Origin of the sequence: Spirillospora sp. CA-294931 (assembly GCF_050946795.1) — a bacterium.
Lineage (GTDB): Bacteria > Actinomycetota > Actinomycetes > Streptosporangiales > Streptosporangiaceae > Spirillospora.
The window spans coordinates 2,925,349-2,939,590 of sequence record NZ_CP192006.1 but is presented as its reverse complement, the minus strand read 5'-3'; the positions used below and the strand labels follow the sequence as shown (position 1 = coordinate 2,939,590).

General features: G+C 71.8%; 10 protein-coding genes. 6 read left to right on the top strand and 4 right to left on the bottom strand.

Annotated features, from left to right (window positions below; translation table 11 throughout):
* Positions 1-265 precede the first annotated feature (265 nt).
* From ACQPY4_RS13125 to ACQPY4_RS13100, 6 genes are all read left to right on the top strand, one after another.
* Positions 266-3,091, top strand: coding sequence for an ankyrin repeat domain-containing protein (locus tag ACQPY4_RS13125; protein WP_433335925.1), 2,826 nt, complete (start codon positions 266-268; stop codon positions 3,089-3,091).
* A 117-nt stretch (positions 3,092-3,208) separates the two neighbouring features.
* The gene (locus tag ACQPY4_RS13120; protein WP_433335923.1) at positions 3,209-3,847 is read left to right on the top strand and encodes an iron chelate uptake ABC transporter family permease subunit; all 639 of its coding nucleotides are present in this window, start codon (positions 3,209-3,211) and stop codon (positions 3,845-3,847) included.
* Positions 3,848-4,130: 283 nt separating this feature from the next.
* Positions 4,131-5,657: a S8 family serine peptidase gene (locus ACQPY4_RS13115; RefSeq protein ID WP_433335921.1), complete on the top strand. Its 1,527-nt coding sequence runs from the start codon at positions 4,131-4,133 to the stop codon at positions 5,655-5,657.
* A 92-nt stretch (positions 5,658-5,749) separates the two neighbouring features.
* On the top strand, positions 5,750-7,171 hold the full coding sequence (locus tag ACQPY4_RS13110; protein ID WP_433335919.1) for a trypsin-like serine protease: 1,422 nt from the start codon (positions 5,750-5,752) through the stop codon (positions 7,169-7,171).
* Between the two features lie 133 nt (positions 7,172-7,304).
* Positions 7,305-8,183 (top strand): SDR family NAD(P)-dependent oxidoreductase, encoded by an 879-nt coding sequence (locus ACQPY4_RS13105; RefSeq protein ID WP_433338908.1) that lies wholly within the window; start codon positions 7,305-7,307, stop codon positions 8,181-8,183.
* 74 nt (positions 8,184-8,257) lie between these two features.
* Positions 8,258-9,238: an aldo/keto reductase gene (locus tag ACQPY4_RS13100; RefSeq protein WP_433335917.1), complete on the top strand. Its 981-nt coding sequence runs from the start codon at positions 8,258-8,260 to the stop codon at positions 9,236-9,238.
* Positions 9,239-9,241: 3 nt separating this feature from the next.
* Here ACQPY4_RS13100 and ACQPY4_RS13095 read toward each other — a convergent pair whose 3' ends face one another.
* From ACQPY4_RS13095 to ACQPY4_RS13080, 4 genes are all read right to left on the bottom strand, one after another.
* Positions 9,242-10,204, bottom strand: coding sequence for a hypothetical protein (locus ACQPY4_RS13095; RefSeq protein ID WP_433335915.1), 963 nt, complete (start codon positions 10,202-10,204; stop codon positions 9,242-9,244).
* 66 nt (positions 10,205-10,270) lie between these two features.
* Entirely contained in the window at positions 10,271-11,119 is an 849-nt protein-coding gene (locus tag ACQPY4_RS13090) for an SDR family oxidoreductase (RefSeq protein ID WP_433335913.1), read from the bottom strand.
* A gap of 16 nt (positions 11,120-11,135) precedes the next feature.
* Positions 11,136-12,539, bottom strand: coding sequence for a hypothetical protein (locus tag ACQPY4_RS13085; RefSeq protein ID WP_433335911.1), 1,404 nt, complete (start codon positions 12,537-12,539; stop codon positions 11,136-11,138).
* Positions 12,526-14,214, bottom strand: coding sequence for an SDR family oxidoreductase (locus tag ACQPY4_RS13080; RefSeq protein ID WP_433335909.1), 1,689 nt, complete (start codon positions 14,212-14,214; stop codon positions 12,526-12,528). Before ACQPY4_RS13080 ends, ACQPY4_RS13085 begins: the two co-directional genes overlap by 14 nt.
* Positions 14,215-14,242 lie beyond the last annotated feature (28 nt).

The following is a 14,242-nucleotide window of genomic DNA, read 5'->3' as shown; positions in this document are numbered from 1 at the left end:
CGACCGCGAAGCGAAAAGTACGCGGTCGGGCTTGACTGACCGTCGGTCATTTTCATTAGGTTAGGCATCCCTAAATTAGGAGCGGGACCTTCGATGCCGAACTACCACGCGGGGCGGCCCGCCTTCCTGGCCCTGGTGACCTCGGTGCTTCCGCTGCTCTCCGCGTGCGGGGCCGGTGGCGGCGCGGGCCGGAAGGGCGACCCCCGGCCCCCCGTGCGGGGCTTCGCCCCGCCGCGTGGCTTGGGGCGCTGTTAGCGTCTGGCGCGTGGCGACTGTGCGGGGCAGGCGACGAGACGTGCTGGAGATGTACCGGCGGACGCGTCCGGGCGACGTTCCGGCCGAGATGATCGAGGCGGCCACCGCGCGGCGGCTCGCCGGTGATCCGGCCGGTGCCTGCGCCGCCGCCCGGGTCGACCTGGACGTCGATGTCACCGAGATCACGCGGGTGTGCGGACGCGAGTCGGCCGATCGGATCGTCGACGACCTGCATCACGTCGCACCGGACTTGCTGCGCTGGAACATTCCTCGGGGGCTGGACGGGCCTGGCACGCCCATCGGTTTCGGACTGTTGCGCCGGTACCCGGACGGCGGCGGCGTGAACCTCCTGGTCATCAAGGTCAGGAACCAGCCGGACCGTCTGCGGTTGTGGGCGCAGTGCCGGCCGGAGTGGATGGCGGAGCTGCCGGACCGCACACAATCGGTGTACCACCTGCCACAGGCCTACTGGGACGCCCGATACACCGGCGAGCTGCGCGATCTCTGCGGCGGCGGGCCGGACCGGATTCCGTTCCACGACACCGGCGGCCGCCTCCTGGAGAGCATCCCCATCGGGCCGCCCCCGGAGGATCCGGTCGCCATGACCGAGTGGCTGACCCTGCTCTGGGACGAGGGCCGCGTCGGCGAGGCCCTCGCCGCGTGCGGGATCACGCTCGCCGACGGGCAACGGAACGTCTGGCGGCAGCGCCCCTGGGTCGCCGCCGAGCGCCTGGTGGCCGACGCCAGGCGGGTGCTCGACGAAGGCGTCTTCGCTCCCGGCCTGGTGCGGCGGCGCCCACCTCCGGTCCCGACGATCTGGGTCGAGTGCCGCGACGAGGGCCAGGCCGGCACCGACATCGAACTGGCGTTCGGTCCGGGTGACCGGGTCACGGCACGCCGGCGCAGTGCCGGGGTCGGGGAGTCCCGTCTGCTCACCGCCCCCGAGTACCGCCATCCGATCGATCTCGACCTGCTGCGGTTCGGTCTCGTCGGGCCGGACGAGCTGCACCCGGCGGTCGCCCAGGCGCTGTTCCCGGCGCGGTCGCCCCGTGTCGAGGGGCCGTCCGCCCCCAGGGCGGCGGTGCCGCGTGATGGCGGCCGGGAGCTGATGGAGCGGGCGTTTCACCGCGACACCGCCGGCGTGTGCGCGCTCCTCGACGCCGGTGCCGACCCGCTGGTGCGTGACCGCTCCGGCCAGACGCTGCTGCACCTGCTGCCCCATCTCGACCACGAGTTGCTCCTTGCCCGGTTGCTCGCCGCGGGTGTGGACGTCAACGCCGTCGACGTGCAGGGGCGCACGGCGTTGCACGCCGCCGCCGCCCGCAAAGGAGAACTGGAGCACGCGGGATGGCTCGCCCGCGAATCGGTCGAGGACCTCATCGGCCGGCTGCTCAACGCGGGCGGGGTCGACGTCTGCGCCGAGCGGGGCGCCCCGTGCCCGGCCGGCGCACCGGTCGAGCGTCGCGCCCGGCCCACCGGCGAAGACGTCGACCGGCTGCGGGGCCGGGCGTCTCGCGGCGACTACCCGTCGATGGCGCGGCTGGCGTGGGCGCTGTACTCCACCGGGAAGAACCCGCGCGAGGTGCTCGCCGAATGCTACGGCGTCCCGTTCCCGGACGAGTTCTTCGCGCTCGCCGACCGGCTGCCCCTGCCCGGGCACCGGCCCGAGGACCAGCGCTGCCACGTGTGGCGGCTCGCCCTTCCCGCCGACCGGGGCGGCCCGGTGCCGGCGGACGGCTCCAGCCGTGACGCCTACGCGAACCAAGCCGTCCTCGAACGCGACCGGCGGCTGATACCCGTGCTGCCGCTCCGCGACCCCCGCACCGAGTACGGCGGCCTCGTGCTGTGTTACCGGCTCACCGAGCTCGCCCGCGGCGAGCCGACGGTCTTCGGCATCGATCGGCTCGACGACGAAGGACAGGTCGAACGGCTCGGCCCCTCACTGGCGGCGGTGCTGCGTGACTACCACGCGACCGTCGTCGACAGGCTGGAGGCGCTGCGGCGCCTCGCCCCGGAGCACACCGGCGTCGACACGCTCCCCGCGCACCGCGCCGCGCTGAACCTCGCCGGGACGCTGCTCCCGGCCGGAGCGCCGGGCGTGACCCGCTCCGAACCGACGGCCCCGTTCACCGCACCGGCGCCAGGACGCACGGTGACCCGGCTGCGAAGCCGGGCGTCTCGCGGTGACTACTCGTCGATGGCGCGGCTGGCGTGGGCGCTGTACTCCACCGGGAAGAACCCGCGCGAGGTGCTCTCCGAATGCTACGGCGTCCCGTTCCCGGAGGAGTTCTTCGTCATCGCCGAAGCGGACCCGGACGGCGTGGTGCCCGGGCGTGCGACCACACTGCCGTGGGACTTGACCGTCCCGCTCGAACGGGGTGGTCCCATGATCCGGCCGACGTCGATGACGTGGGCCGATGAACGGCGGATCTTCGCCTGGGACCCCGACCTCGTCCCGCTTGTCGCACTGGACGGCGACGCGCGGTGGGACCACCGTGAGAGGGCCTGGCGGTCGTTGCCCCATGGCGACCTGATCCACTGTTACCGCCTGAGCGAGCTCGCCGCCGGCCGGAGCACCGTGGTCAGTGTCCCGGGGGACCCGGCCGAAGGGGACGCGGAACTGTTCATCGCGTCCGCCGGCGGCTCCCTCCTCGCGGTCCTGCACCAGCACGCCGTCGCCCAGCTGCGCCTTGACGAATGGGAGATCGGGCAACCGTGGAACCGGGGTGCCGGCTCCATCCATCAGGACGAGGTGGAGGGTTCCCGCGAGAACGTGGCGAAGATCGAAGCGCTTCAGCGGCGCTTGGACGAGCGCTCGAACCCGACCGGGCGATGACCCGCTTCTCTCGTCCGTCGAGCTTGATAATGACATTCATTGGCTTTCGGGTCGGGCGCGCCTAGAGTCGGCGGAAGGGCTGCCGGGCCCGTCCGGGACGCGCAGGAGGCCTCGCGGGTGCGGAGCGAGTTGCTCTGGATGGTGTCCGGGGCCATGGCCGCGCAGGTCGTCGCGACCGCGACGCGGCTCGGGGTGATGGACGGGTTCGGTGACAGAGAATCCACGGCCGAGGAGATGGCGGAGAGGTGTGACGCGGAGCCGCAGGCGATGTCGCGGCTGGTGCGGACGCTGGCCGCTCTTGGCCTGCTCGTCGAGAGCTCTCCCGGGAGGTTCGCGCCGACCGCGGGCGGCTCGCTGGACTTCGTCGCCTTCGTGGTGCCGCAGGTCGCCCTGCGGCTGACCGGAGGGTCCCGTCCGCCGCTGCTCGCCTCGGCGGTGTACGGCGCCTGCCTGATCGTCGCCGCCGACCTGGTCACCCGCGTGGTGCTGCCCTTCGCCGTCCCGGCGGGCATCGTCACCACCGCCCTGGGAGCGCCCTACCTGATCTGGCTCCTGTACCGCCTCAACGGCAAGGGACGGCGTCAGGAAATGCGATTTTTATTTGCACCCGGGTTGAAACGAATATCTTGGTGTGTTAGTCGAAGCGCACTACTGGGTGTTATATATCGGCAATGCATAAGCGGTGTTGTTGGCGCATCAGGGGAATCCCTCGTCCTTAGTGCAATCGACACAAGGGCGGTTCGAATAGTCCCGTAAGCGTCGCGGCCTAACCACGGTTGTTCGGCATGTGGCCGGGGCGGAGAGTGAACGCCGAGCGGCTCCCCGTTCCCTATCCCACCTGAGGCCGCTCCTTCGGCCGGCTCGACGCCGTCCGACGCGGGGAGACGGAGTATCCCGATGCGCAAGACCAGACCGTTGTGTGCCGCGTCCGCCGGGCGGATGGCCACACCGAATCCGCCGCCGGGCCCGACGGGCGGTCCACCCATGGCGTTTTGCCGCTGCGAGGCGCAGTTCGTCCTGACCGGCGAGGAGAACGCAAATGCGTAGGACGCCGATCGTCGCGGCGGGAATCGCCGTCGCCGTCGCCGCGGGAATGATGGGTGGCGCCGCTTCGGCGGCCGAGCCGGAAGGCAACGTCGTCCAGGCCAAGCAGCACTTCGCCGGGCAGTACATCGTGGTACTGAAGCCCGGCGCGCGGCAGGCGGCCGCCGACCTGGCCGAGAGTTATGGCGGCGAGGTCACCAGCACCTATTCCGTCACATTCAACGGTTACGCGGCCCGGAAGATGACCGAGCGGCAGGCGCGGCGGCTGGCCGCCGATCCCGCGGTGAAGGCCGTCTACGAGGACGGGACGACGCGCGCGGCCGGTGAGCAGCCCAACCCTCCATCGTGGGGGCTGGACCAGATCGACCAGAAGACCCACAGCCTGGACAAGAAGTACACCTATCCGAACACCGCCGACAACGTCACCGCCTACGTGATCGACTCCGGGGTCAAGAAGGACCACCAGGAGTTCGAGAACCGGGCGAGCTACGGCTGGGACTTCGTCGACAACGACGCCGACGCCGCCGACTGCTTCTGGCACGGCACCCACGTGGCCGGGACGATCGCGGGCAAGACCGTCGGCGTGGCCAAGAAGGCCCGGGTCGTCGCGCTGCGCTCGCTGGGCTGCGGTGGCTCGGGGCCCGACTCGGCGACGGTCAGCGCGATGGAGTGGGTGGCCAAGAACGGCAAGACGCCCGGCGTGGTCAACCTCAGCCTGATCATGGACTCCGTCGGCGTCGGCGACGAGCAGGCCAGGGCGATGGTCGCCAAGGGCTTCGTCGTCGCGATCGCCGCGGGCAACAACGGCGGCGACGCGTGCAACTTCAGCCCGGGCCGGGTGCCCGAGGTGATCACCGTCGGGCACATGAACCAGGGCGGCGGCCGCAGCGGCAACTACGGCCGGTGCGTCGACCTGTTCGCACCCGGCGGCAACATCTACTCGGCCGACCACACCGGCGGCTACCGGACCGGCAGCGGGACGTCGATGGCGTCGCCGCATGTCGCGGGCGCGGCCGCGCTGGCGCTCCAAGCCAAGCCGACCTCCACGCCGCAGCAGATCCGCGACGACATGGTCGCCAACGCGTCCGGGCTGATGACCGACCCGGGCGCCGGCTCGCCGAACAAGGTGCTCTATGTCGGCTACATCGGCGGCACCACGCCCACCTGCGGGACCAGGACCAACGACGAGGACCTGGAGATCCCCGGCCCGGCCTCCGGCCTCGCCCCGGTGACCAGCTCGATCGTCCAGGACAAGTGCGACGGCAAGGCCTCGGCCTCGCTGCCGGTGAAGGTCGACATCGACCACACCTTCACCCGTGACCTGAAGATCGACCTCATCGGGCCCAGCGGCAAGGCTCACGAGCTCAAGAAGGCCGGTGGCGTCGGCGAGTCCGGCGGCATCCACAAGACCTTCACCGTGGACGCCTCCGGCGAGACCGCCAACGGCACCTGGAAGCTCCAGATCGAGGACGTGCTCCGCTACGACACCGGCAAGCTCACCGGCTGGTCGATCGACTTCTGAGGACGTCCCCCGTGAAGCAAAGGCAGGAACCGATGCGATACCCCCGAATCATCGCGAGCGTGGCCTTGGCCGCGGCCGCAATGGTGCTGCCAATGGTCAGTGCCGTGTCCGCCGAGGCGGACCCCGTCCAGAAGAAGGCCATCGCGGCCACCCCGACCGACCAGCTCAAGCCGGGCGACGGCCCGACGACCAAGGTCGTCAACGGAACCAGGACCACCGTCAAAGAGAACCCGTCGGTCATCGCGGGCATCCGCGCCGGCGGCGGCGGACCGCAGGGCCAGTCCTGCACCGCCTCGGTCGTCGGCAAGCGCAAGATCATCACCGCCGCCCACTGCATGATCGACGTCGGCGGCGCCAAGAGCTACATCTACGGCGACGACGACCTCAACACCGCGGGCGACGAGACCTTCAAGACCAAGGTCGCCTCGTACAAGGCGCATCCCAAGTACACCGGCCCCAACAGCTGGCAGCAGGGCTATGACGTCGCGGTCATCACGACCGAGGACGACCTTCCCGTCCCGCAGAGCCAGTGGGCCAAGGTCGCCGGGTCCGGGGACAGCGCCCTGACCCAGCCCGGCAAGTCCGGTGTCGCGCTCGGCTACGGCAAGACCAGCTCCGGCGGGTCGTCCGGCGTCCTCTACAAGGCCACGCTGCCGGTCAACGACGCCAACGACTGCCAGGTCTTCAACGTCCGGGTGAACCCCGACGTCATGGTCTGCATCGGCTACAACGACGGCCGCGTCGCGACCTGCTCGGGTGACAGCGGCGGACCCTACACCGTGGACGGCGTCATCGTCGGCGTCGTCTCCTGGGGCGCCTCCGGCTGCGACCGCTACAGCATCATGGCGCGCCTGACCAACGAGATGGGCGACTGGGCCAAGAAGGAGATCGGCGGCGACCCCGACCCCGGTGACGGCAAGTTCACCGTCGGCCTGACGCCCAACTCCGGCAAGGTCGACCCCGGGAAGTACATCTCCACCACCCTCACCAGCCAGGCCGGTGACCAGGGCCCCGAAGACCTGCAGTTGTCGGCCGGTGGCCTGCCCGCCGGCACCAAGGCCGTCTTCCAGCCGGACGCCATCAGGTCCGGCGACTCCGCCAAGCTGACCTTCGAGACCTCCGGGACCACCCCCGAGGGCAGCCACAAGATCACCATCACCGCCAAGGGAGCGTCCGGCGCCAAGACCGCCGACTACACCCTCGCGGTCGGCGAGGACCCCCAGCCCGGGGGCCCGAAGGTCACGGTGTCGCCCACCTCGGGTGAAACCGGCACCGGCGGGGTTCTCAAGACAAAGGTCACCGTGACCGACGGCTCGGGCTCCATCAAGCTCAGCGGTTCCGCCCCCGGTCTGACCATGAACCCCATGTTCTTCCCGCAGACCGTCCGCTCCGGCGGCGCCTCGGAGATGAGCGTGTTCGCGCCCTTCAACCCCGGTAGTTACACCGTCACCATCACCGCGACCGACGGCGCCGGCAAGTCCGGCACCGGGACCTACACCTTCACCGTCCGCTGACCCTTCGATCCGGCGGGCCGTCCCGAATCCCCCAGGCGACGGCCCGCCTTCCGGTGCCCGACCGGGTTCGCCTCACCGCGTTAGGCTTGGGAGGTCCCGGCCCGACGGCTTCCGAGGTGGCGGCGTGGCGACGATGGTGATGACCGGCGGCACATCGGGATTCGGGACGATCGCCGCGGACCGGCTGAGGCGGAACGGCGTCCGGCTGATCCTGGGAGCACGCCGCCCGGACCCCGGCGGCGGTGCGATCCCCCTCGACCTGACCGGGCTCGACGCGGTGCGCGAGTTCGCGGCGGCGGTCCGCGAGCGCCTCGACGGCGCTCCCGTCGACGCGCTGGTGCTGAACGCCGGTGTGATCCGCCCCGATGTCGCGGGCCGGACCGCCGACGGCTTCGAGACGACGTTCGGCGTCAACCACCTCGCGCACTACCTGCTGCTGCGCCTGCTGCGGCCCGTCCTGGCCGACGGCGCCGTCGTCGTGCTCACCACCAGCGGCACGCACGACCCCGCCACCGGCGCCCCGCTGGCGACGCCCCGTCACGCCGACGCGGAACTGCTGGCCCACCCGGAGCGCGATCCCGGTCTCGACGCGCGTCCGCGCAAGGCGGGCGAGCACGCGTACACGGCGTCCAAGCTGTGCGCGATCCTCACCGCCCGGTCCCTGTCCGAGACATCCCTCACCGCGGTCGCCTACGACCCGGGGCAGGTGTTCGGGACGGGGCTGGCCCAGAACCTGGCGGCCCCTCTGCGGTTCGCCTGGTCGCTGATGGGCAATCGGGTGCTGTCGTGGCCCCTGCGCAGGTTCAAGGACGACGTCAACACCCGTCCCGCGGCCGGGAACGCCCTGGCCGATCTGGCCCTCGGCCTCGCCGCTCCCCCGGACGGACGCACCCATGCCGCCCTGCGGCGCGGACGGCTCACCTGGCCCGATCCGTCGGAACTGGCGCGCGACGACGAACGGGCGCGGGCGCTCTGGGCCGGCAGCGCGCGGCTCGTGGGCCTGCCGGGCTGACTCCCTCCCGGGAAAACGGGATGCCCGATGTGCGACATGGGGAGGAGACTGATCATCTACTGAGGAGGATCTTCATGGAGCATGTGCGGCTGGGGACGACGGGAACGCGGGTCTCGCGGGTGTGCCTGGGGATGATGAGCTACGGCGACCCCGCGCAACGGGAGTGGTTCCTGCCCCAGGACAAGGCCGAGCCGATCGTCAGGCGGGCCGTGGACGCCGGGGTGACGTTCTTCGACACCGCCGACATGTACTCGGTGGGCCGGAGCGAGGAGATCACCGGGAACCTGCTGCGGGAGCTGTTCCCCCGGCGCGAGGACTACGTGCTGGCGACCAAGGTCTACTTCCCGATGGGCTCGGGCGCCAACGACCACGGGCTCTCGCGCACGCACATCATGGACTCGATCGACGCGTCGCTGCGCCGTCTGGGCACCGACTACGTCGATCTCTACCAGATCCACCGATGGGACTACGAGACGCCCATCGAGGAGACCATGGAGGCGCTGCACGACGTGGTCAAGGCGGGCAAGGCCCGCTACATCGGGGCGTCCAGCATGTTCGCCTGGCAGTTCGCCAAGGCGCAGCACACCGCCGAGACCAACGGCTGGAGCCGGTTCGTCTCGATGCAGAACCACTACAACCTCGTCTACCGCGAGGAGGAGCGCGAGATGGTCCCGCTCTGCCTCGACCAGGGCGTGGGAATGATCCCCTGGAGCCCGCTCGCCCGGGGAATCCTGGCCGGGAACCGCGACCGCGCGGGGGCGCGCAACACCGTCCGCTCGGGCAGCGACAAGCTCGCCGACGACCTGTACGTGGACGCCGACTTCGACGTGGTGGACGTCGTCAAGGCCGTCGCGGCCGAGCGCGAGGTGCCGCCCGCCCAGGTCGCGCTGGCGTGGCTGATGAGCCGGCCGGGCGTGACCGCGCCCATCGTGGGCGCGACCTCGCTCAAGCACATCGACGACGCCGCCGCGGCGACGGAGCTTTCGCTGACCGACAAGGAGGTCGCCCGGCTGGAGGCCCCGTACCGCCCGCACCCGATCAGCGGCCACGAGTGATCCTCAGCCCTCCCGCCGCCGCCCGGGGACGAGGGTGACGGCGAGGAGGGCGAGCAGGACGGCGGCGAGGTTCACCGTCCAGAGCACGCCCCGGTTGCCGGGAACCTCGCCGGGCGTGAGGGCCACCTCCGAGACGCCGGTGCGGTCGGCCACGAGGACGTCACCCGGGGGCTTGGCCACGCCAGAGTCGCGGCGGTACTCCACGTCGCGGCCCCCGCAACGGTAGGTGTGGGTCGCGATGGTGCGGTCGCTGTACTTACGGCCGTCCCCGAGCAGCTGCGTCCTGAGGTGGCGGCAGGCCTGGGGGTCGTCACCGGCGGCCTCAAGCCAGGCGTGCGCGCCGAAGTTCAGGTTGGCCAGGACCAGGGTGGCCGCCAGGGCCACGAGGGCGGCACGGAGGACGACGTGCGCCTGGAAAGCGCAGAACAGGCTGAGGGCCAGCAGCACCACGCCGGTGAGCGAGACCAGGAGAGTGATCTCCAGAGACTGTCCGCGGGCACTGGACAAAGGCGCTCCCAGTGCCAGGAGCGGCGGGACGGCGATGACCAGAACGCGGGCCACCGGCCGGGCGATCATCTGGTCGATCCCCAGGAGTGAGGCGCGGGCGCCGATTCCGGCGAAGACGGGGGCCAGGCACAGGTAGGCGAACCAGATGATCTCCCCGTCACCGGTGGCCTCCGACACCAGGACCGCGAGGGTGACAACGGCGCCGTAGCCGATCAGGACGTTCGCGCTGCGGACGGCGCGGGCTCGCTGCGGCGAGTCCGGGGGGAGCTTCCCCCAGCCGTACAGGAGAGCCATCAGGATCGTTCCGATGAGCGTGGGGACGTAGGCCATCACCACCCAGTTGTCGAGTGACAGGGCCAGCACCACGCCCATGGCGTGGAGCACCAGGGACCAGGAGAGGCAGCCGTAGGCGCTGGACTCGTTGGCGGGTGGTTCGGTTGTGGTCTCGGCGGGGTGCACGCGTGTGTCCTTCGTCGGGGGGAAACGATGGTCCGACGTTACGCGTGGGGTGGGTGGTTCCCTCCGTCACCCCGGGTGGATCTCGCCGCCCGCCGGGACGAGCGTCTGGCCGGTGTAATACGACGAGAGCCGGTCGCTGGCGAAGAAGACGTAGGACGGCGCGATCTCGTCGGGCTGGGCGGCGCGGCCCATGGGCGACTGCTCGCCGAAGCCCTCGACGCGGTCGGCGTCGAAGGTGGCCGGGATCAGCGGCGTCCAGACCGGGCCGGGCGCGACGCAGTTGACGCGGATGCGGCGGTCCATCAGGACCTGCGCCATCGACTGGGCGAAGTTCATCGCGGCGGCCTTGCTGGCGGAGTAGTCGATGAGCGTCTTGTTGCCGCGCAGGCCGTTGATCGAGCCGGTGACGACGATCGCGCCGCCGTCGGGCATGTGGTCGAGGGTCTCCTGGACGATCCAGAACAGGCTGTGCACGTTCACGTGGAAGGTGCGCTCCAGATGGTCGGTGTCGATCTCGCGGACGTCCTGGACCGGGTCCTGGGTTCCGTGGTGCAGGACGAGCACGTCGATGCCGCCGAGCTCGGCGGCGGCCCGCGCGACCACGTCCCTGCTGTGGCGCTCGTCGTAGTGGTCGCCGCCGATGGTGAGGCACCTGCGCCCCTCCTGCTCGACGAGCTTGGCGGTGTGGCGGGCGTCGGCGTCCTCGCTGAGGTAGCTGATGGCGACGTCCGCGCCCTCCTTGGCGAACGCGACCGCGACGGCCCGGCCGATGCCGGAGTCGCCGCCGGTCACCAGCGCGCGCTTGCCCGCGAGAAGGTCTCTGCCGGGGTAGTCGCGCATCTCGTCGCGGGGTTCGGGGTCCATCTCCCCCGTCTGGCCGGGGTACGGCTGGCTTTGCGCCGATGGCACGGGCATGGCTCCTCCTGATCTCTCATTGCGGTGTCCAGTCGAGGTCATCGCGGCCGGTGAAGTGCTCTTCGGCGTCCGCGAGCGGCAGCGGGGAGGGCATCGGGAACAGGTCGCGCACCTGGGCCAGCTCGCGGTGGGCGCGGGCCAGGCAGGCGAAGTCGCGGGGGTAGGCGCGGGTGTCGACGCCGGTGAAGGTGCCGATCCTGCGGGCGCGCTCCAGCGGTTCGCGCCAGTCGTCGATCGAGGCGAGCCCGGCCGACTCGACGCCGTGCGAGAAGAGCATCAGGCGGATCTCGTCATACGGGTCGGTCTTGTCGACTTCGTCGAGGTAGGAGAGCAGGCCCCGGCGGGCGGGCTCGGTGTTGAACACCGACCAGTACGGCACCGAGCCGGTCCGCAGGCACCAGTGGGGCTCCATCACCACGAAGCACTCGGCCAGCAGCCGGTCGGCGGGCAGCCCGCGCCGCCGGTACCAGGCCCGGTACAGGTCGGCCACGGCCGGGCTCAGGTCCTGCGGGGCGTCGTAGCGCAGCCGGACGGTGCGGTGCGCGAGGTCGAGCAGGTCGCCGAGCAGCGCGGGTTCGAAGCCCCACTCGGCTTCGGGGCTCTCCCCGTCGGGCTCTGGGCCGTCCCACTTCCGGTAGGGCGAGCCGTAGCGGGCCAGGTACTCGGCTACCCGGGGGCTGCCGTGCTGGATCTCCTCGGGGTCGAGGCTCCCGTATCCGCCGTGCTGGAAGACGTGGCGCTCTCCGACCCGGGTGGTGGGCCAGGTCTGCCCGCATTCGGCGATCACCACGGTGCCGTCCGGGGCCAGGTGGTCCTTGATGAAGCGGCGGTAGGCGGGCGGGAGCCGCGTCCATTTGACCCGGAAGTAGGACATCCCGGCGACCATCAGCCGGTCCTGGTTGGCGTCGTGCATCTGGTGCAGGACGAGGTCGGGGTTGCCCGCCAGCAGCGCCTCGGCGGCCGGACGGCCGTGCTCCAGCGCCGCCAGCGGCTCGTCGGGATGCCCGCCGCGGCGGCGGACCGGCAGCAGCAGGGTCTGCGGGAGCCAGGGCGCGTCGAGGGCGGCGGCCAGATGCGTGAGCGCGCCGCCCGTCGAGCCGATGAAGATCACCGGGTGGCGGCGGCGCGGGTAGTGCCCGGTGATCCATTCGGCCAGGGCGTCCGACGAGACCTCGCCGAGCCGACGGACGGGCATCGCCTCGGTCCACCCGCTGGCCGCGTACGCCTTCTCCGCCAGGCGCCGGGGAAGCCGGTTGGCCGCCCCCATGACCGCCGACATGACCGGCTCCGCCCCGGGCGGCAGCTCGCCGAGGAGCGGGACGTCCTGTCCCCGCAGGAACCGCGACAGCGCGCGGAGCATCGCGGTCGCGGAGTCGAACGCGGCGACCTCGTGCTTCGGGTTCGGCCTAGCCCACCACATCGGGCACCCCGAGAAAGCCGGTGACCAGGGACGCCATCGCCCCCGGTCTACGGAACGGGACCATGTGGGCGGCGCCGTCCACGGTCGCCAGCCGCCCGTCGGGCAGCAGGCGGGTGAGGTGCTCGGCCCACGCGGGCGGCACCATCCGGTCGTGCTCGCCCCGGACGATCAGCGTGGGGACCTGGACGCGGGGCAGCTTGTCCTCCGGCCGGTCGTCCATCGCCGCGCGGAACGCGGCCAGCGTCCGGCGCGGGCCCGCGTCGCGGTAGTCGGCGACGTTCAGCGGAGCCATACCGGGGGCCTCGCGCACGGAGGTGCGCAGCCAGCGCAGTATCAGCCTCGGCCAGGTCCGCGACTCCGCGTCGATGGTCGGGCCCACCAGGACCAGCGCGCCGACCAGCTCCGGACGGCGGACGGCGACCTCGACGGCGAGCTGGCATCCGAACGAGGAGCCCAGCAGGCACGCGGGCGCCAGATCGGCGGCCTCCAGCCATCCGGCGAGCGCTCCGGCGAGCCCCGCCAGGTCCGGGGGCCGGGACGGCTTGTCGCTGCGCCCGAAGCCGGGCAGGTCGACCACGGAGGCGTGCACGTGCGTCCCCAGTTCCGCGACAAGCGGCAGAAGCTCGCGGCTCGACACCCCGGCGCCGTGGACGCACACCACCCGGGGCGCCGAGCGTGACGGGGACGCGTGCCAGCTGACCATGCGCCGTCCGGCGACCTCGGTCGTCCGGCGGATCAGGCCGCCTTCGGGACGCACCAGCGGCAGCAAGCTGCGCGACCGGGCCTCGTCGCCGAAACGTCCACGCGCTCCCCGGTCCCGGTCGGCGTCGCGGGGCTCCCAGAGATTGTGCCGTCCGTTCGTCCGGGCCTCGCCGGTCAGCTGCGCGGCGAAGCCGGTCCGGCCGAGGTAGCGGTCGAGCAGGCCGGGTGCCAGCCTCTGGGCGGCCAGCGTCGCGGCCGTCGAGGCGCCGATCCAGCGCTCGCGGCGTCCCGGCCGCAGGGCGGCGCGGACCACGGCCTCCCCGGCGACCTCGGGCTGGTAGATCGGCGGGACGGGCCGCGGCCGGTCCGGCAGCCGCGACAGGACCCAGTCGAACTGCGGGGTGTTCAGGGCGGGAAGCTGCACCATCGTGACCTTGACCCCGCTTCCGTCGTGCAGCAGCTCGGTGCGCAGCGACTCGGTGAACCCGACGATCGCGTGCTTGGCGCCGCAGTAGGCGGACTGGAGCGGGATGCCCCGGTAGGCCAGCGCCGAACCGGCCTGGACGATCACTCCGCGGTCGCGGGGGCGCATGCGCGCCAGCGCGGCCCGGGTGCCGTTGACCACGCCGAGGTAGGTCACCTCGGTGACCCGGCGGAACTCGTCGGGCCCGACGTCCCAGAACGGGGCAAATACCCCAACAAAGGCGTTGTTCACCCAAACATCGATCGGCCCCAGCTCACGCTCGGCCCGCTCGGCCGCCGCCTCGACCTGGTCGGGGTCGGCCACGTCCACCGGGAGGACCAGGGCCCGGCCCCCGGCCGCCTCGATCTCGGCGGCGGCGGCCTCCAGCCCGGCCGACCCCCGGGCGATCAGCCCGAGGGCGGCGCCGCGCGAGGCGAACGCCCGCGCCGTGGCGCGCCCCACCCCCGCGCTGGCCCCGGTCACCACGACGACCTGCTGGAACTCCCGCATGCGCTCGGGCCTACCCGGAAAAGGCCCG

Bases quoted from the DNA above. Each gene is read 5' to 3' on its own strand.
- ACQPY4_RS13115 (WP_433335921.1), top strand. From the start codon at position 4,131: ATGCGTAGGACGCCGATCGTCGCGGCGGGAATCGCCGTCGCCGTCGCC.
- ACQPY4_RS13110 (WP_433335919.1), top strand. From the start codon at position 5,750: ATGGTCAGTGCCGTGTCCGCCGAGGCGGACCCCGTCCAGAAGAAGGCC.
- ACQPY4_RS13105 (WP_433338908.1), top strand. From the start codon at position 7,305: ATGGTGATGACCGGCGGCACATCGGGATTCGGGACGATCGCCGCGGAC.
- ACQPY4_RS13100 (WP_433335917.1), top strand. From the start codon at position 8,258: ATGGAGCATGTGCGGCTGGGGACGACGGGAACGCGGGTCTCGCGGGTG.
- ACQPY4_RS13090 (WP_433335913.1), bottom strand. From the start codon at position 11,119: ATGCCCGTGCCATCGGCGCAAAGCCAGCCGTACCCCGGCCAGACGGGG.
- ACQPY4_RS13085 (WP_433335911.1), bottom strand. From the start codon at position 12,539: ATGTGGTGGGCTAGGCCGAACCCGAAGCACGAGGTCGCCGCGTTCGAC.
- ACQPY4_RS13080 (WP_433335909.1), bottom strand. From the start codon at position 14,214: ATGCGGGAGTTCCAGCAGGTCGTCGTGGTGACCGGGGCCAGCGCGGGG.